The organism is Pseudomonas sp. D1-36, assembly GCF_051132205.1.
Taxonomy (GTDB): Bacteria; Pseudomonadota; Gammaproteobacteria; order Pseudomonadales; family Pseudomonadaceae; genus Aquipseudomonas.
This window is the reverse complement of the sequence record NZ_CP071674.1, coordinates 5,448,717-5,465,673: the sequence shown is the minus strand read 5'-3', so window position 1 is coordinate 5,465,673 and position 16,957 is coordinate 5,448,717. Positions and strand designations below refer to the sequence as shown.

Genomic DNA, 16,957 nt, shown 5'->3' with positions numbered 1-16,957 from the left:
CGCAAGTGGGGGCATGAATGAACAACCGTCATTCAGACGGTTGTTTTTCAGTTGCCGTTACAGGCGGCGAGCCCCTGCCGGCGCTTTGGATGATCTGGTGGGCCTGGGACAAATCACGCGCTTAAGGCCGCATCCCTGGCGCGAGGTACTCACTCGTCCTTGGGGTCGAGTCGCGCCTCCAGCTCGGCCACCTTGGCTTCCAGGCTCTCCAGCCGTGCCCGGGTCCGGGCCAGCACGACCATCTGGCTGTCGAATTCTTCCCGGCTGACCAGGTCCAGCTTGCTGAACCCGCTTTGCAGCAGGGCCTTGAACTGGCTTTCGATTTCATTCTTGGGGAGTGGCGTGTCGCCGCTCAACAGGCGGGAGGCGTGGCCGCTCAGGGCGTCGAGGAGGTCTTTGGGCGCGAGCATGTCAGGTGTCCTGGAAACAATGGCGGGCAGTGTATCACGCAGTGTCTATAGTCAATTCGCGGCTCGGGTTGCACGCTTTTCGCGCACGGCCCCGGGCATCACCGCACCGTTGTTGTGCGTATCGCTGCGGTTCGTGGTTCGGCGCAGACCGGCGCAACGGGTAAAGGGTTGAAATCAGGGGGGTTGGGTACAGATGGCAAGCTTTCTGCTTAGTGGCTGGTGACCCATGCACTGATGCAGTCGCTGTGACGAATGCAGTGCAGCAGGCGGAGCGGGGAGTTTCGTCAGGAGTAGTCAGCTGGCGCCGGTCGGGCAACTTGGGCCGACGACGCGTTACAAAGCCAGGCACTGCGCTTAGACTTGAGTCGGGTTTGTTTTCCTGGGGCAAGTCCACCAATTCGGGAGAGAGTTTCATGAAGCTAGTCACTGCCATCATCAAGCCGTTCAAGCTGGACGACGTACGCGAGTCGCTGTCCGAAATCGGCGTGCAGGGCATTACCGTTACTGAAGTCAAAGGCTTCGGTCGGCAGAAAGGCCATACCGAGCTGTATCGCGGCGCGGAATACGTGGTCGACTTCCTGCCCAAGGTGAAGATCGATGTCGCCATCGACGACAAGGATCTTGATCGGGTCATCGAGGCGATTACCAAGGCCGCCAACACCGGCAAGATTGGTGACGGAAAGATCTTCGTGGTCAATCTGGAACAGGCCATTCGCATCCGTACCGGCGAAACCGATACCGACGCTATCTAAGCCGTCAAACCCAACGCCCCAGGAGAAAACAATATGACTCTGCGTAAATTCGCAGGGCTAGGAGCCCTGTTGTCCTTCGTAATGCCTGGCCTGGCCATGGCGGAAGAAGCGGCAGCCCCAGTCCTCAACTCCGGCGACACTGCCTGGATGTTGACTGCCACGATTCTTGTCCTGTTCATGACCATCCCTGGCCTTGCGCTGTTCTACGGCGGCATGGTTCGGTCGAAAAACATTCTTTCGGTGATGATGCAGTGCTTCGCCATCACCGGTCTGATCAGCGTCCTGTGGGTCATCTACGGCTACAGCATCGCATTCGACACCACTGGCATGGAACAGGGCGTCGTCAACTTCAATTCCTTCATCGGCGGCCTGGGCAAGGCATTCCTGGCGGGCGTCACCCCGGCCAGCCTGACCGGTCCGGCTGCATTGTTTCCAGAAGCGGTGTTCATCACTTTCCAGATGACCTTCGCCATCATCACCCCAGCGCTGATCGTCGGTGCCTTTGCCGAGCGGATGAAATTCTCCGCCATGCTGATCTTCATGGGCGTGTGGTTCACCCTGGTGTATGCGCCGATTGCGCACATGGTCTGGTCCGGCAACGGCGGCCTGATGTGGGATTGGGGCGTGCTGGACTTCGCCGGCGGCACCGTGGTGCATATCAACGCCGGTATCGCCGGTCTCGTAGCCTGTCTGGTATTGGGCAAGCGCAAAGGCTTCCCGACCACCCCAATGGCACCGCATAACCTGGGTTATACCCTGATGGGCGCGGCCATGCTGTGGGTAGGCTGGTTCGGCTTCAACGCCGGCTCCGCCGTCGCGGCCAACGGCACTGCCGGCATGGCGATGCTGGTCACCCAGATCGCCACGGCTGCCGCGGCACTGGGCTGGATGTTTGCCGAGTGGATCACCCACGGCAAGCCAAGCGCGCTGGGCATTGCCTCGGGCGTGGTGGCCGGCCTGGTTGCAATCACCCCGGCTGCCGGCACCGTGGGCCCGATGGGCGCCTTGGTCATCGGCCTGGCGGCGGGCGTGGTGTGCTTCTTCTGCGCCACCACCCTTAAGCGCAAGCTCGGCTATGACGACTCCCTGGATGCCTTCGGCGTACATGGCATCGGCGGTATCCTCGGGGCGATCCTGACCGGTGTATTCGCTGCACCGGCACTGGGTGGCTTCGGCACCGTGACCGATATCGGCGCACAAGTGTGGATTCAATTCAAAGGCGTGGGTTTCACCGTGATCTATACCGCGGTCGTGACCTTCATCATTCTCAAGGTACTGGACGCCGTCATGGGCCTGCGTGTCTCCGAGGAAGAAGAAGCCGTGGGCCTGGACTTGGCCCAGCACAACGAGCGTGGTTACAACCTGTAAGCAACGCGCAAAAAAAATGCCCGGTTCGCCGGGCATTTTTTTGTCTGGAATTTGTCATTGCTCACAAGGTTCGCCGGTTTTTTCCGACGCCTTTTGTTGTGTATACGACATGGGTTTTTCTACCGCCAAAGACTTACATCGAGGCAGGAATATTAGGCCCTTTGTTTTTTTCCAGAGCGCGCTAGAATGCGCGCCGAACGTGCGGAGATCTGTATGTGGCAACAGACGTTGATAACCCTGCGGGCGAGGCCCCGGGGCTTTCATCTGGTGACGGACGAGCTACTCGCCGGCCTGCCTGAACTCAAGGCATGTCGTGTCGGTCTGTTGCATCTGTGGCTGCAGCACACCTCGGCCTCGTTGACCATCAACGAGAACGCCGATCCGGCGGTACGTCGAGACTTCGAACGATTTTTCAATCGGCTGATCCCACAAGGAACCGCCGGCTATGAGCACAACGACGAAGGCCTGGACGACCTCCCGGCGCACTTCAAGGCCAGTGTGCTGGGATGTCAGCTCAGCCTTCCGGTGACGGCGGGACGGTTGGCGTTGGGTACCTGGCAAGGCGTTTATCTGGGCGAGCACCGAGATCATGGCGGTGCTCGTAAAGTCCTCGCCACCTTGCACGGTGAAGGGGCATGACCGCTGCTTGTCAGCGGATCTTGAATTTTTTCTGGCAGCCTTCGACAGATGGCGAAGCTGGGCTATAACTAATCTGCTTTTCGCAAGTCATGAGGTAGAACATGAGCGACGATGATCTGGAAAACGACGACCTCGAAGTAGGTGACGAAGACGAGACCGAAGAAGGCCTGGAAGCGGCGGCTGAAGATGTTGCCGACGACGAAGGTGCCGATGTTCCGGTCCCCACTGCCAAAGGCAAGGCCAAGGCAGCGGTATCAGTCGACGAGTTACCGAGCGTAGAGGCCAAGAACAAGGAGCGTGACGCGCTTGCCAAGGCCATGGAGGAATTCCTGGCCAGGGGCGGAAAGGTGCAGGAAGTGGAGGCCAACGTGGTCGCCGATCCGCCCAAGAAGCCTGACAACAAGTATGGCAGTCGCCCTATCTGAGCCTCTGTTTCTTGCTTGCTGAAAAAGCCCGCCGTCGCTGCGGGCTTTTTCATGGGCGGGATAAACTCCACGGACAGGCTCGGCCTTGTGGGAGCAAGCTCGCTCCCACAAGGTTCAGGGTTGGCTATGCCACGCCGCCAATAACCCTGGCAGTTCGGTCAGGCTGCGAATCTCCGCATCCGGTGCGTGATCGGCATCCCAGGCCTTGCCCATCGGGTTGAACCACACCGCACGCAGGCCGGCCTGCTGGGCGCCGGCGATGTCGTCGCCCGGGTGATCGCCTACATGCACGGCGGTCTGTGCCGTGGCACCGCCACGCTGCAAGGCTTCCTCGAACAGTCTTGCGTCAGGCTTGGCGATGCCAATGTCCTCGGCGCACAGGGCAAACTTGAAATAATCCGCCAGCCCCAGGCGTCGCACGTCGGCGTTGCCGTTGGTGACGACGCCAAGGGCGAAATGATTGGCGAGGATTTCCAGGGTCGGCTGTACGTCTGGAAAGATCTCCAGTTGATGGCGGGCATGCAGGAATGCTTCGAATCCTTGGTCCGCCAACTCAGAGGCTCGCCACTGGTCGTAGCCGGCATCTTGCAGCGCCCGGAACAGCACGCGCCTGCGCAACGCACTGATGCGGTGCTTGAGGTTCGGTTCTTCGCTGAGCACTTGGGCGCGGATCGCCCACAAGCGCTCCACGGGAAAATCGCCCAGGTCGGGTGCGTTGTCGGTCAGCCATTGACGTAGTACGGCTTCGGCGCTGGCGATCACCGGCGCGGTGTCCCACAGCGTGTCGTCCAGGTCGAAGGTGATGAGCTCGATGGTCATGATTCGTCGCCTTTGATGCGTTTGGCCCTGGGGTGGGCACTGTCATAGACCGACGCCAGGTGCTGGAAATCCAGGTGGGTATAGATCTGGGTCGTCTTGATGTCCGAGTGGCCAAGCAGTTCCTGGACGGCACGCAGGTCCTGGGAAGATTCCAGCAGATGACTGGCGAACGAATGCCGGAGCATATGCGGGTGCAGGTTCTGACCGAGCTCCCGTTCGCCGGCGGCCTTGACCCGCAGCTGGATGGTACGTGGGCCCAGGCGTCGGCCTTGCAGGCTGACGAAGACCGCGTCATCGACGGGGTTGGTCAGCGCTCGTAGTGGCAACCAAAGCTCCAGGGCTTCGCGGGCCTTGCGGCCGATAGGCAGCAAGCGGGTCTTGCTGCCTTTACCGAGTACCTGAACCAGGCCGTCGGCCAAGTCCAATTGGTCCAGGTTCAGCCCCGTCAGCTCGGAAAGCCGCAGGCCTGAGGAGTAGAAGAGTTCGAGGATCGCCTGGTCCCGTCGCGCCATGAAATCATCCTCGACGGCGCCATCGAGCAATTGCAAGGCACGGTCGGTGTCGAGGGTCTTCGGCAACCGGCGTTCGCCCTTGGGGGGTGCCAGGCCTGTGGCTGGATCGTGATCGCACAGGCCCTCGCGATTGAGGTATTGATACAGGCCGCGCACCGCCGACAACAGTCGCGCCAGGCTGCGGGAGGATTGCCCTTGCTGATGCAGGCGAGCAACGAGGCTGCGCAGGCGCTGGATATCGAGGGCCGACCAGTTGTCGATGTTTTGCTTCTGGCACCAGCCCCGCACCTTTTCGAGGTCACGACGGTAGGCCGACAGGGTGTGAGGGGACACCTGGCGCTCACTGCGCAGGTGTTCGCAGTAGGCGTCCAGTTGCCGCTCCATCATCAGCGTACCGAACGCAGCGAACCGGCAACCCGTGGCAGCACACGGCCGGTCACTTCGGCGATATAGCTCAGGAACAGCGTACCCACCGAGCTCTTGTAGTGCTGCGGATCGCGACTGGCGATGGCCAGCACGCCATGCACGCCTTGGTGGGCGATGGCGACAACGGCGGTGGAGCCGATCTGCTTGCGCTGTTCTTCGCCAAACAGGAAATCCAGCTCATGTTCGCGCAGGCTGCCACTGACGCTTTTGTTTTCGGTAAGCAGCCCGCCAATGGCCGTCTGCGCGTCCGCGTGGGTGACCCAGCGGCCCACCGGCATCGCGTTGTCGCCAAACAGGATCAGGCTGACAAAGGGCACCTGGAAATCCTGGCGCAGGCTGTCTTCGACGCTCATTACCAGGTCTTCAAGAGTACTGGCGTCCATCAGCGCGAGGATCAGCCGACGGGTCTTGTCGAAGAGCCGGTCGTTGTCCCGGGCGACGTCCATCAGGTGCGAGAGGCGATGGCGCATTTCGATGTTGCGCTCACGCAGGATCTTCATCTGGTGCTCGACCAGCGACACGGTATCGCCGCGCCGGTGGGGGATCCGCATCGTTGCAAGCAGGTCTTCATGCTCGACGAAGAAGTCCGGATGCGCCTCCAGGTAGGCGGCCACGGCCGCGGCGTCTGAGGGGCTCGAGGATTCGTCGGGCTGCGGGGCTGGAACCTTTGGCTTGTCGGTCATGGGTTTGGCTCACTCAAAGACGAACTTGTCCTTCGTATACACGTACGGCCGGGCCGGTCATCATCACCGGTTGGCCTGGACCTGCCCATTCGATGGACAGACGCCCGCCGGGCAGGTCGATCAGCAGCGGCGAATCCATCCACCCCTGGCTGATCGCGGCGACGGCGGCGGCGCAGGCGCCCGTGCCGCATGCCTGGGTTTCCCCGGCGCCACGTTCCCATACACGCAATTGGGCGCGGTGGCGATCGATGACCTGCAGGAAGCCGACGTTGACGCGCGCCGGGAAGCGCGGATGGTTTTCGATCTTTGGTCCCAGGTCGTGTACGGCAGCGCTGTTGATGTCGTCCACGCGCAGTACGGCATGGGGGTTGCCCATGGAGATCGCCGCCAGTTCCACCGCGGTGCCGTCGACGTCCACGGTATAGCTCAGGGCTTGGGCTGGCGCTTGGAATGGGATATCCGCCGGCACCAGGCGCGGGGCGCCCATGTTGACGCCGATCTGGCCGTCACTGCGCACATCCAGTTCGATGATGCCGCTTTTGGTCTCGACGCGAATCTGCCGCTTGGCGGTCAGGCGCTTGTCCAGCACGAAACGGGCGAAACAGCGCGCGCCGTTGCCGCACTGCTCCACTTCCGAACCGTCGGCATTGAAGATCCGGTAGCGGAAATCCACGTCCGGGTTGTTTGGTGCCTCGACGATCAGCAATTGGTCGAAACCGATGCCGGTGTGCCGGTCGCCCCATTGTTTGGCGTGCTTGGGCAGGATATGCGCGTGCTGGCTGACCAGGTCGAGGACCATGAAGTCATTGCCCAGGCCGTGCATCTTGGTAAAACGCAGCAGCATGGTTTTACTCCGGCAGCAGGCTTTCGCCGGCAAACAGTTCGGCTACCGTCTCGCGGCGGCGTACTTCGAATGCCTGATCACCGTCCACCAGCACCTCGGCGCAGCGGCCGCGGGTGTTGTAGTTGGAACTCATGACAAACCCGTAGGCGCCCGCCGAATGAACGGCCAGCAGATCGCCTTCTTCCAGCGCCAACTCCCGGCCCTTGGCAAGGAAGTCGCCGGTTTCGCAGATCGGCCCGACGATGTCGTAGGGGCGGGCCGCGGTATCGCGAGGGCGCACGGCTGTGACGTCCATCCAGGCCTGGTACAGCGCCGGGCGGATCAGGTCATTCATCGCCGCGTCGACGATGGCGAAATCCTTGTGCTCGGTGTGCTTGAGGTACTCGACCTGGGTCAACAGCACGCCGGCGTTAGCGACGATGTAGCGGCCGGGCTCGAACATCAGCGCCAGGTCACGGCCTTCGAGGCGCTCGCGCACGGTCTTGATGTAGTCGGCCACCAGCGGTGGCTCTTCATCGCGATAGCGCACGCCGACACCGCCGCCCAGGTCGATGTGACGCAGGTAGATGCCGCAATCGCCGAGGCGATCGACAAGCGCCAGCAGGCGGTCGAGGGCGTCAATGAACGGTTCCAGGGTGGTCAGTTGCGAGCCGATGTGGCAATCGACGCCCAGCACTTCCAGGTTCGGCAGTTGGGCGGCGCGTACGTACACGTCCTCGGCGTCGGCAATGGCGATGCCGAACTTGTTTTCCTTAAGGCCCGTGGAAATGTACGGGTGGGTGCCGGCGTCGACGTCCGGGTTCACGCGCAGGGAAACCGGCGCACGAACACCCAGTTCGGCGGCGACGACTTGCAGGCGCTCCAGTTCGTCAGTGGATTCGATGTTGAAGCAGTGCACGCCGACTTCCAGGGCGCGACGCATGTCTTCGCGGGTCTTGCCGACGCCGGAGAACACGATTTTGTCGGCACTGCCGCCCGCGGCCAGCACGCGCTCCAGCTCGCCACCTGACACGATGTCGAAGCCTGCGCCCAGGCGCGCCAGGACGTTGAGCACGCCCAGGTTCGAGTTCGCTTTTACAGCGAAGCACACCAGGTGCGGCATGCCTTCGAGGGCATCGGCGAACGTCCGGTACTGGGCTTCGATGTGGGCCCGGGAATAGACGTAGGTCGGCGTGCCGAAACGTTCGGCGATCGCGGACAGGGCAACCCCTTCCGCGAACAGCTCCCCGCCACGGTAGTTAAAAGCGTCCATGGCGGTCCCTTAGTAAGTGGTCTGGGTGTCGTGCGAGTGGGACTTGGATTGCGACGACTTGGCCTGCTCTTCAGGGGACTTGCTGTCATCAGGCAGGTACAGCGGACCTTTTTGACCACAGGCTGTCACAAGGCAGGCAACCGCGACGAGCGCAGCAAGGGAAGAGATCAGGCGCTTCATGGCGAAATCCTTGAAAATGCGTTAATTGCGCCGGAGTATACCGGCCACCCGACAGCTTGCCTATGCAACGGGGCGCCCGTCCGGCGGGCCTTGGGCTCCAGGGGCGTTCATTCGATGGACAATGTTCAGCACCCACGGGCCCTTGGTCGTTATCCTTTGCATTCAGCCGGGCGCGTCCGTATCTTGCGGCGCTTGAGCATGATCAGACATTTTGAGGTTGTCGCAATGAGTTTGACTGAAGCCCGTTTCCACGATCTGGTCGATGAAACCCAGGAAAAGCTGGAGGATATCTTCGACGAGAGCGACCTGGACATCGACCTGGAAATCTCCGCCGGCGTACTGACCGTCAAGTTCGAAAATGGCAGCCAGCTGATTTTCAGCCGCCAGGAGCCGTTGCGGCAGTTGTGGCTGGCGGCGGTGTCCGGTGGTTTCCACTTCGACTACGACGAGGAAAGCGAGCGCTGGATGTGTGACAAGAGCGAAGAGCAACTGGGCGAGATGCTCGAGCGCATCGTCAAGCAGCAGGCTGGCGTCGAATTCGATTTCGAAGGTTTGTGATTCCGTGAGCCAGACCGTCCCGGCGCGGCCGCCCAAGCCGCTCTACAGCAATGTCAGCCCGGCCGTGCCGTCGCCGTGCACCAGTGTGTGCAAGCTCGATGAACGCAAGGTCTGCCTGGGTTGTTTCCGGCATGTGGAGGACATACGCGAATGGCGCTCGGCTGATGATGAGCGTCGGCGGTTGATTTGCGCCGAGGCGCTCAAGCGCAAGTCGCTGGTTTAATCGCTGGATTGGCGAGAGCGCTTTTGTGGCGAGAGCCCTTGGGTTGTATATTTTTTGAGCTGTGGTAGTGTCCAGCAACGCCTCAACTCATCGAGGCGCGTGAAAACCCCGTCTTTATGTGGCGGGGTTTTGCTTTTTTCGTGCAGAAGAAAGGAGTCTGCCTGAATCATGACCGCACCTTCCATCACCCTTACTCGCTTGGACGTGCAGCGTCTGGAGCGTTTGATCGACAGCCTGGATGAAACGCTTCCCGGCGTGATCGCCTTGCAAACCGAACTGGATCGCGCCGAGAACCTGGTGGGTCACGATGAAGTGCCTGCCGATGTCGTAACCATGAACTCGCGGGTGCACTGTCGCGAGGAAAGCAGCGGCAAGGATTATCACCTGACGCTGGTCTACCCCAAGGATGCCAACGCCGACGAGGGCAAGATTTCGATCCTGGCGCCAGTGGGCAGCGCCTTGCTGGGCTTGAAAGTCGGCCAGCACATCGACTGGCCGGCGCCGGGCGGCAAGACCTTGAAGCTGACATTGCTGGAGGTCGAGTCGCAGCCGGTCAACGGTGGCGACTGCGCATTCTGAAGCCCGCCTCAGACCTGGTTCAGCGCCTCGTTCAGTGCCCGTTCCAGGTCGGCTTTGTAGCGCAGGAACAGGATACTTGGGCTGGCGCCGTCACCCACCAGGCCCGAGAGGTCCAGGTCGGTGATGTAGCAACGATAGCGTTCGGCGTCGCGGCGCTGCCCGACAATTTCCCTGGCGACCACATGAAACAATTGGTCGCCATGCTCCAGTTCCGAAAATTCCCGCTGATCGCAATACAGGGTGACGTGCACTTGTCCGTGCGCCGCTTTGCCGATGATTGCTTGTACGTCATAGAACGGTTTGTTGACCGGCGTCTGCGGCGCCTGTCGTGACTCGACCCTCCGGGCCCGCCCGTTCCCTGAAGGCAGGAGCTGGTAATAGAGCATTTCCAGCGTGACCGGCTGGGCAGCGTCCATCGGTAGCAAGGCATCGCGGCGGTACAGCACCGATTGCAGGAACCGCTGCAGCGGTACCAGCAGGCTCTGTTCGTCGTGATAAGGCAAGCGCTGCTGCCACAAGGCGTTGAGCTCATCGAGCACGTACAGCTCGGCTTCGTCCTCATAGACCCGGTAGAACACCTGGATGCACTCGGGTTGGCCCATGGGCAGGATCAGCGCCACATCGTGATCTTCCAACGCCATTGAATCCAGGTGCAGCGGGCTATAGGCCGTCAGCTCTTCCCCCAGGTAATCCATCAATGCCGACAGGCTGCCCAGCGCCACGTGGCTGACCTGGCCCGGCACCAATTCCAGTACGTGGTAGTGCTGCTGGACTTGCAGCAGATAACGGTAATTGAGCTTGCTCAATAGCAGGGTCTGGGTGGTCTCGATGACTTCTTCGACCCGGCGTGCGATGAATTGCGCGCGGTTGTGACAGAAGCACCGGACCTGCAAGCGCGGCTGGCGTTGTATCGCAGGCAAGGCGTTGAGGTAGTCGCGCAAGCAATCGAGCAGGGCATGCTCGCCGTCGAAGCGGTTGACCAGCACTTCATTCCAGCTATTGAGCGTGACCTGGTCGAGGGTCAGCACCAGGTTTTCCCGGACCCCGGCGTAGCTCAGGGAATCGGTGCGCTCGGTGGTCATCAGGATGTTCAGGTCGCGGTGATGCTTGAGTGGGTCGACGCCCACGTTTACCAGAATCAACACTTCACTGGGCACGCTGGCGTGGAGCAACTGTTCTTCGTCGACCGTGGCCAGGGGCAAAGCGATGGCCTGCTGCAAACTGCCCAACAGGTTGAACAGTTCAAACTCGCTCAGGTCGCTTTCGCCCGGGTGCAGCGCCAGACGCGTGCTGCTGTCGATCACACCGTTGCGATGGCACCAGGTGAGTAATTCAAGCAGCTCGCGGCTGCGTTTGATGGGGGCGAAATTTTCCCATTCCAGCGCGTTCAGGCTGCCGTTGTACAAACCCCATTGGTTTTGCCCGGGCTCTTTCTTGTTCGGCGACTGGACCAGGGTCAGGGTGTCTTCCGCCAGGTCCGGGGCAATCCCGGGATTGATGAACTCGACCTTGTCAGCCTTGCGCTCGAAGGCCGCGTACAGCCGGCGTCCGAGAACATTGAGGTCGCGCTTGTTGATCAGGCTGACGGTTTTCTCGGTGCGGGCGAACTGGGTCAGGAAGCGATAGCTGTAGGTCAGCTCGTTGACCAGGGCCCGCCGCTCGTTGCTGACTTGGCGCACCTTCCACTGGCTGCGGCTGTCCAGCAGCGCCAGTTGACGTTGGTCCCAGCCCCAATCCCGGGCCAGGCGCTCCAGCAGGTTGCGCTGCCAGCCGCTACTGCGAGCATGGCCGGTGAGCTTGCGATTGACCTTCAGGTACAGGGCGCGCCGGATCAGTTCCAGACGTTCCGGCTCGCCGCGGGCGATCAGGTATTCCTCGAGGCGGCGATAAACGACCATGTACGGATCCAGCTCATCCAGATCCAGGTGATTGGCGAACACCGCCTGCTTGAAACGCAGGCTCAGGCAGCGGACATCCGGATGTTCGCTGGCGTAGACCTCGGTCAGCAGTAGCTTGAGCACCGACTTGTAGGGCGATTCGATTCCCTTGAATAACTGCCAGAGCCCGGCGCCGATGAATTCTCCCGGCGGGATGTAGGCCAGGTGACCCAAGTCCAGAGTCTCGTCCGCACGAATGAAGCGTTTGGAGATCAGCGTATGGGTGTACTGCTGGTAGTTTTCTTCTTCGTAGACCGGCACCAGCCACCAGATTGGCGTGCGCCCGGCCAGCCAGATCGCGGTGCGATAGAACTCATCCAGCAACAGATAATGCTGGGTGGTTCCACAGTCGTCGGAGCTGAGCTGATTGTCCCGTTCGCCGCGGACGAATCGCTGCGGGTCGATGAGGAAGAAGTGCGCTTCGGCGCCCTGGGTGGCCGCCCAGGTTTCCAGCAACTGGCATTTCTTTCGCAGTTCGGCCAGTTCGTCGTCGCTCAGGTCCGGGCCATGGCACACCCAAACGTCCATGTCGCTCTGATCGGCCTGGGCCAAGGTGCCGAGACTGCCCATCAGGAACAGGCCGAGGATGGGCCGCGGTGGGTTGCTGCCGTGGCGAGGTTTGTACGAGAACGAGCGAGTCAGCCGCTGAGCCTCGGCGAGGACGTCGGTGTCGGGTTCGTAATTGGACAGCCCGGCCGGTGTGCTGCCCGAGACATAACCGGGCAACAAGGGATGGTTGACATGAAAAAACAGCGGAAGCAGCGTCAACACGCCCTGCTGGCGGGTCGACAGCCCTTCGAGGGCGCGCTCCATTCGGCCGCTGTTGAGCTTGAGGAAACGCGCGCGCAGCTGGCTCAGGACCTTGCGGTCGATTCCCTGGTCCAGATCGGGGCGTATTTCATGGTTGCGGGTCATGTCAGCTCAAACCGGATCGCGGCGTCGAACGTGGGGAAAAAAACAGGTGATGGCAGGATAGCGCCCGGTTCCTGGAATTCTTGAGCTGGAAAACGCGGTCGAGCCAAGTATTTTTACGGAGGCGCCACGCGCCTGCGGAAATCCCGAGCAGAGGGATTCCCGTGGGCGAGGCGGAAAATCAGGCGGTTTCTTGGACGCTAAGAATCGTCAGAACCGTTTGCACATTCTGTGCGGCATCACGGCCCAGGCTGGTCAGGTAACCGCCATCGGGTTGGGTGATGAGTTCTTTGTCAAACAGGCGTTGGGCAGCGGCGATGGCTTTGGGGGCAGCGGTCTGATGAATTTTCAGGCCTTCCTGGGAACTGTCCAGGTTGAAGAGTGCAAGGATTTCCAGTTCGGCAACCAGCTCAGGGGTAAGCGACATAAGGACTCCAGACTTTCTAGGAATTTGGACGACAGCGTCACTAAGGTGAGCGCACTTGGGCGAGCTGTCCAGTGTCAGAGTCATGGTTTTTTGTCCGGGAACTTTTTCATGGCGAGGGAGCCAGCTACCTCGCCACAAGAACAGCTTAGTTTTTTTCCGGCGGCAACTCGGGCAGGGCGCGCAATGCAGCTTCGTACCACTCGGTATTGAACGGACGGTCTTCTTCGAGGATCGCGTCGATTTCCACCGCCAGTACGTGGGCCATCAGGTTGAGAATTTCTTCACGCTCATAACCCACCAGGGTCAGCTTGTTGAACGTGGCCTTGGCCGCTGGTGGATTGTCGCTTTCGATCTGATTCTCGATGGCCTGGATCAGCGTATTCTCGACGAACTCTTCTTCGTCAATGTCGTTGCCGTTGTCGATGGGCTCGCTCATGGCAGCCTCCTCTAGGAAAAGGCGCCAGTTTACCTGTATTCAGCGGCGTGATGCGCCTGGCGCGAAACACGCCGGCGGTCTATAACCCAAGGCTGCCAACCCCGCACGGCCTGGAGGCTATGGAATGCTCAAGCTTTATGGTTTTTCTGTCAGCAATTATTACAACATGGTCAAGCTGGCTCTCCTGGAGAAGGGAGTGCCCTTCGAAGAAGTCCAGTTCTTTGGCGCCCAGACTCCGGAAGCGCTGGCCATCAGCCCGCGCGGCAAGGTTCCGGTGCTGAAGACCGAGCAGGGTTTCATCAACGAGACCAGCGTGATCCTTGAGTACATCGAGCAAACCCAGCCAGGCAAGGCCTTGCTGCCAACGGACCCGTTCGGGCGAGCCCAGGTATTGGCCTTGTGCCGGGAAATCGAGCTGTACATCGAGCTGCCGGGGCGCGCCTGTTATCCGGAAGCGTTTTTCGGCATGTCGGTGCCCGATGCGATCAAGGAAAAGGCCAGAGGTGAATTGCTGTTGGGGTTCGCTTCGCTCCGCCGGCACGGCAAGTTTTCGCCTTATGTGGCGGGAGAGGCGTTCAGCATCGCGGACCTGTATTTCTACTACAGCCTTTCGTTGGTTTTGCAGGTGGGCCGGAAAGTCTTCGACATCGATCTGTTGGCGGACATGCCGGCAGCCAGGAACTTGATGGAGTTGTTGGAGCAGAATCCGCACGTGAAGCGGATCGCGGCGGATCGGGATGCTGAGATGCCCGCGTTTTTGGCGAAGACCGCGGCCAGGAAATGAAATTCTAGCGCCTTGCAGGTCGCCATCGCGAACAGGCTCGCTCCACGGTTAGATCTTCAGTGAACACATATTGTGTGAGCCTGCGCAGATCAAATGTGGGAGCGAGCCTGCTCGCGATGCTTTTGGCTTTTTAGCGGCTGGCAATCAGCGCCTGGCCACGCATCACGGCGGCCTTGACCTGCGCCGGTGCGGTGCCGCCAATGTGATCACGTGCATTGACCGAACCTTCCAAGGTCAGCACGGCGAACACGTCTTGCTCGATCTGGTCGCTGAACTGGCGCAGTTCGTCCAGGCTCATCTCTGCCAGGTCCTTGCCGCTGTCTACGCCATACTTCACGGCATGGCCGACGATTTCATGGCAGTCCCGGAACGGCAGGCCACGGCGCACCAGGTAATCGGCCAGGTCAGTGGCGGTGGAGAAGCCGCGCAGGGCCGCTTCGCGCATGACCGCATGCTTGGGCTTGATGGCTGGGATCATGTCGGCGAACGCCCGCAGCGAATCACGCAGGGTGTCGGCAGCGTCGAACAGCGGCTCCTTGTCTTCCTGGTTGTCCTTGTTGTAGGCCAGCGGTTGGCCTTTCATCAGGGTCAGCAGGCCCATCAATGCGCCGAACACCCGGCCGCTCTTGCCGCGTACCAGTTCCGGTACGTCGGGGTTTTTCTTTTGCGGCATGATCGAGCTGCCGGTGCAGAAACGGTCGGGCAAATCGATGAACTGGAATTGCGCGCTGGTCCAGAGCACCAGCTCTTCGGAGAAGCGCGACAAGTGCATCATGGCAATGCTCGCGGCGGCGCAGAATTCGATGGCGAAATCGCGGTCCGAGACATTATCCAGCGAATTGCCACCGACGGTGTCGAAGCCCAGCAACTGGGCGGTGTATTCACGGTCGATCGGGTAGGTGGTGCCGGCCAGCGCGGCGCTGCCCAGGGGCATGCGGTTGGTGCGCTTGCGGCAATCCACCAGGCGCTCGTAGTCACGGCTGAGCATTTCGAACCAGGCCAGCATGTGATGCCCAAACGTTACAGGTTGGGCGGTCTGCAGGTGCGTGAAGCCCGGCATGATGCTCTCGGCCTCGCGCTCGGCTTGTTCCAGCAGACCTTTTTGCAAGCGGGTGATTTCGGCCAGGATCAGGTCGATCTCATCGCGCAGCCACAAGCGGATATCGGTGGCGACCTGGTCGTTGCGGCTGCGGCCGGTGTGCAGTTTCTTGCCGGTCACGCCAATGCGATCGGTCAGGCGCGCTTCGATGTTCATGTGCACGTCTTCGAGGTCAACGCGCCAATCGAATTGGCCGGCCTCGATCTCGCCCTGGATGGTCTTCAGGCCATCGATGATGCTGTCGCGCTCGGCATCGGTCAGCACGCCGACCTTGGCCAGCATGGTGGCGTGGGCAATCGAGCCCATGATGTCGTGGCGATACAGGCGCTGGTCGAAGTTGACGGAGGCGGTGAAGCGGGCGACGAAAGCGTCGACGGGTTCACTGAAGCGGCCGCCCCAGGACTGATTGGTCTTGTCAGTGCTCATGAATTCGCTCGTGATCGGCTGGAAAAAGATAACGGTTAACGCTGGCCCGGATGATAACAGGGTTGCCGGGGCTGGCGCTGGCACTGCTCGGCAGGTTTTTTACCGTGCGGGTCAACCATTGCATGGGTTTTTTGCACAAGGATATTTTTCGATTGAGCAATATCGTCGTGGCAACCGTCTACAGTGGACGGTAGGTCTTTGCTTTTTCATCCTGGACGCATCGGACGCACCATTAAAGGGGGGTGCTCATATTGGTCAGATCGAGTCTTAACAAACCCTGTGGCGACGCTGTGCGACAACAGGCCTCGAGCATCGGTGGGCAAGCGCTGGTAAAGATCGACAACCGCCTCGCGGCACTTTTTGGCCCTCGGACGAGTCTTAGCGTGGATCGCGGTGACGGATGTCACTTCCCCTGTCTACGCTATCCTTGTGCGAGACTCACGCAGGAATCCAGCGCTATATGAATGTCCTGATCGTTGACGACGAACCACTGGCCCGCGAGGACCTGAGCCGATTGCTCCGTGAACTCGAGGGTTACAGTGTCCTGGAGCCGAGCGCCACCAATGGCGAAGAGGCATTGGCCCTAATCGACAGCCACAAGCCGGATATCGTGCTGCTCGACATTCGCATGCCGGGTCTCGACGGCTTGCAGGTCGCGGCGAAGCTCTGCGAGCGCGAGTCACCTCCGGCGGTGGTGTTTTGCACCACGCGTGACGAGTTTCCTCCCGAGGTATTGCAGACCGGTGCCGTGGGCTATCTGCTCAAGCCAGTGTCCATCCAGGCGCTGGAGGAGGCGTTGCGCAAGGCCGAGCGGCCGAACCGCACGCAGTTGGCGGCGCTCACCCGCCCGGCCGCCGAGAGTGGCAGTGGCCCACGCAGCCACATCAGCGCGCGGACCCGCAAGGGCATCGAATTGATCCCCTTGAACCAAGTGGTTTATTTCATAGCCGACCACAAGTACGTGACCTTGCGTCACGAAAGCGGTGAAGTGTTGCTGGACGAGCCGCTCAAGGCTCTCGAGGATGAGTTCGGCGAGCGGTTCGTGCGTATCCACCGCAACGCCCTGGTGGCCCGCGAACGTATCGAGCGCTTGCAGCGTACGCCGCTGGGGCATTTCCAGCTGTACCTGAAGGGATTGAATGGCGATGCGCTGATCGTCAGTCGGCGGCATGTCGCCGGCGTGCGCAAGATGATGCAGCAGCTCTAGCGCGACGTCCTCGAGCGTTCCGTTTCCAGGATTGGCGGCCAGGGAGGCCGCGACGTCGT

Annotated in this window: 21 protein-coding genes and 1 pseudogene; 11 read left to right on the top strand and 11 right to left on the bottom strand. The window is 60.9% G+C overall.

The window, feature by feature from the left end; all coding sequences use genetic code 11:
• Positions 1–149: 149 nt before the first annotated feature.
• Positions 150–410 carry an accessory factor UbiK family protein gene (locus J3P76_RS24690; RefSeq protein WP_420765155.1) on the bottom strand — a complete coding sequence of 87 codons (261 nt, stop codon included), beginning with the start codon at positions 408–410 and terminating at the stop codon, positions 150–152.
• A 413-nt stretch (positions 411–823) separates the two neighbouring features.
• Here J3P76_RS24690 and glnK point away from each other — a divergent pair, with 413 nt between their 5' ends.
• From glnK to sutA, 4 genes are all read left to right on the top strand, one after another.
• On the top strand, positions 824–1,162 hold the full coding sequence (gene glnK, locus J3P76_RS24685) for a P-II family nitrogen regulator (RefSeq protein ID WP_002555808.1): 339 nt from the start codon (positions 824–826) through the stop codon (positions 1,160–1,162).
• Between the two features lie 33 nt (positions 1,163–1,195).
• Positions 1,196–2,530: an ammonium transporter gene (locus J3P76_RS24680; RefSeq protein ID WP_420765154.1), complete on the top strand. Its 1,335-nt coding sequence runs from the start codon at positions 1,196–1,198 to the stop codon at positions 2,528–2,530.
• A gap of 213 nt (positions 2,531–2,743) precedes the next feature.
• Positions 2,744–3,169, top strand: coding sequence for a secondary thiamine-phosphate synthase enzyme YjbQ (locus J3P76_RS24675; RefSeq protein ID WP_420765153.1), 426 nt, complete (start codon positions 2,744–2,746; stop codon positions 3,167–3,169).
• 101 nt (positions 3,170–3,270) lie between these two features.
• Positions 3,271–3,594 carry a transcriptional regulator SutA gene (gene sutA / locus J3P76_RS24670; protein ID WP_420765152.1) on the top strand — a complete coding sequence of 108 codons (324 nt, stop codon included), beginning with the start codon at positions 3,271–3,273 and terminating at the stop codon, positions 3,592–3,594.
• A gap of 114 nt (positions 3,595–3,708) precedes the next feature.
• On the opposite strand, the gene J3P76_RS24665 is transcribed toward sutA, so the two are convergent.
• From J3P76_RS24665 to lptM, 6 genes are read right to left on the bottom strand one after another with little or no spacing between them, the layout of a single operon-like run.
• Entirely contained in the window at positions 3,709–4,413 is a 705-nt protein-coding gene (locus J3P76_RS24665; protein WP_420765151.1) for an HAD family hydrolase, read from the bottom strand.
• Positions 4,410–5,309 (bottom strand): tyrosine recombinase XerC, encoded by a 900-nt coding sequence (gene xerC / locus J3P76_RS24660; protein WP_434651219.1) that lies wholly within the window; start codon positions 5,307–5,309, stop codon positions 4,410–4,412. Before xerC ends, J3P76_RS24665 begins: the two co-directional genes overlap by 4 nt.
• A 2-nt stretch (positions 5,310–5,311) precedes the next feature.
• Positions 5,312–6,034: a DUF484 family protein gene (locus J3P76_RS24655; RefSeq protein WP_420765150.1), complete on the bottom strand. Its 723-nt coding sequence runs from the start codon at positions 6,032–6,034 to the stop codon at positions 5,312–5,314.
• A gap of 13 nt (positions 6,035–6,047) precedes the next feature.
• Positions 6,048–6,878 carry a diaminopimelate epimerase gene (gene dapF / locus J3P76_RS24650; protein WP_420765149.1) on the bottom strand — a complete coding sequence of 277 codons (831 nt, stop codon included), beginning with the start codon at positions 6,876–6,878 and terminating at the stop codon, positions 6,048–6,050.
• Positions 6,879–6,882: 4 nt separating this feature from the next.
• The gene (lysA, locus tag J3P76_RS24645; RefSeq protein ID WP_434701341.1) at positions 6,883–8,130 is read right to left on the bottom strand and encodes a diaminopimelate decarboxylase; all 1,248 of its coding nucleotides are present in this window, start codon (positions 8,128–8,130) and stop codon (positions 6,883–6,885) included.
• Between the two features lie 9 nt (positions 8,131–8,139).
• Positions 8,140–8,310 (bottom strand): LPS translocon maturation chaperone LptM, encoded by a 171-nt coding sequence (gene lptM / locus J3P76_RS24640; protein WP_033034938.1) that lies wholly within the window; start codon positions 8,308–8,310, stop codon positions 8,140–8,142.
• Positions 8,311–8,535: 225 nt separating this feature from the next.
• Here lptM and cyaY point away from each other — a divergent pair, with 225 nt between their 5' ends.
• The 3 genes from cyaY to rnk all read left to right on the top strand — a co-directional run bounded on the left by cyaY (position 8,536) and on the right by rnk (position 9,670).
• On the top strand, positions 8,536–8,868 hold the full coding sequence (cyaY, locus tag J3P76_RS24635) for an iron donor protein CyaY (protein ID WP_434608895.1): 333 nt from the start codon (positions 8,536–8,538) through the stop codon (positions 8,866–8,868).
• A 4-nt stretch (positions 8,869–8,872) separates the two neighbouring features.
• Positions 8,873–9,091: a DUF1289 domain-containing protein gene (locus tag J3P76_RS24630; RefSeq protein ID WP_420765146.1), complete on the top strand. Its 219-nt coding sequence runs from the start codon at positions 8,873–8,875 to the stop codon at positions 9,089–9,091.
• Positions 9,092–9,259: 168 nt separating this feature from the next.
• Positions 9,260–9,670, top strand: a complete 411-nt coding sequence (rnk, locus tag J3P76_RS24625; RefSeq protein ID WP_420765145.1) for a nucleoside diphosphate kinase regulator — start codon at positions 9,260–9,262, stop codon at positions 9,668–9,670.
• Between the two features lie 8 nt (positions 9,671–9,678).
• Here the strand turns inward: rnk and J3P76_RS24620 are convergent, their stop codons facing one another.
• From J3P76_RS24620 to J3P76_RS24610, 3 genes are all read right to left on the bottom strand, one after another.
• Positions 9,679–12,522: a class I adenylate cyclase gene (locus J3P76_RS24620; RefSeq protein ID WP_434701340.1), complete on the bottom strand. Its 2,844-nt coding sequence runs from the start codon at positions 12,520–12,522 to the stop codon at positions 9,679–9,681.
• A gap of 178 nt (positions 12,523–12,700) precedes the next feature.
• Complete coding sequence (locus tag J3P76_RS24615) at positions 12,701–12,946, bottom strand: TIGR02647 family protein (protein ID WP_030129110.1); 246 nt, start codon at positions 12,944–12,946, stop codon at positions 12,701–12,703.
• Between the two features lie 145 nt (positions 12,947–13,091).
• Positions 13,092–13,382: a hypothetical protein gene (locus J3P76_RS24610; protein WP_420765143.1), complete on the bottom strand. Its 291-nt coding sequence runs from the start codon at positions 13,380–13,382 to the stop codon at positions 13,092–13,094.
• A gap of 124 nt (positions 13,383–13,506) precedes the next feature.
• Between J3P76_RS24610 and J3P76_RS24605 the strand changes: the two genes are divergently transcribed.
• Entirely contained in the window at positions 13,507–14,166 is a 660-nt protein-coding gene (locus J3P76_RS24605; protein ID WP_434701339.1) for a glutathione S-transferase family protein, read from the top strand.
• A gap of 130 nt (positions 14,167–14,296) precedes the next feature.
• Here J3P76_RS24605 and argH read toward each other — a convergent pair whose 3' ends face one another.
• The gene (argH, locus tag J3P76_RS24600; protein ID WP_434608903.1) at positions 14,297–15,691 is read right to left on the bottom strand and encodes an argininosuccinate lyase; all 1,395 of its coding nucleotides are present in this window, start codon (positions 15,689–15,691) and stop codon (positions 14,297–14,299) included.
• On the opposite strand from argH, the gene J3P76_RS24595 reads away from it, so the two are divergent.
• The 3 genes and pseudogenes from J3P76_RS24595 (at position 15,690) to J3P76_RS24585 (ending at position 16,898) form a co-directional block, all read left to right on the top strand.
• Positions 15,690–15,962, top strand: coding sequence for a hypothetical protein (locus J3P76_RS24595; protein WP_434608905.1), 273 nt, complete (start codon positions 15,690–15,692; stop codon positions 15,960–15,962). The genes argH and J3P76_RS24595 overlap by 2 nt on opposite strands.
• A 43-nt stretch (positions 15,963–16,005) precedes the next feature.
• Positions 16,006–16,155, top strand: a pseudogene (locus tag J3P76_RS24590) (sensor histidine kinase); the annotation flags it as partial.
• The gene (locus J3P76_RS24585) at positions 16,152–16,898 is read left to right on the top strand and encodes a LytR/AlgR family response regulator transcription factor (protein ID WP_420765140.1); all 747 of its coding nucleotides are present in this window, start codon (positions 16,152–16,154) and stop codon (positions 16,896–16,898) included. The pseudogene J3P76_RS24590 and the gene J3P76_RS24585, both read left to right, overlap by 4 nt.
• Positions 16,899–16,957 lie beyond the last annotated feature (59 nt).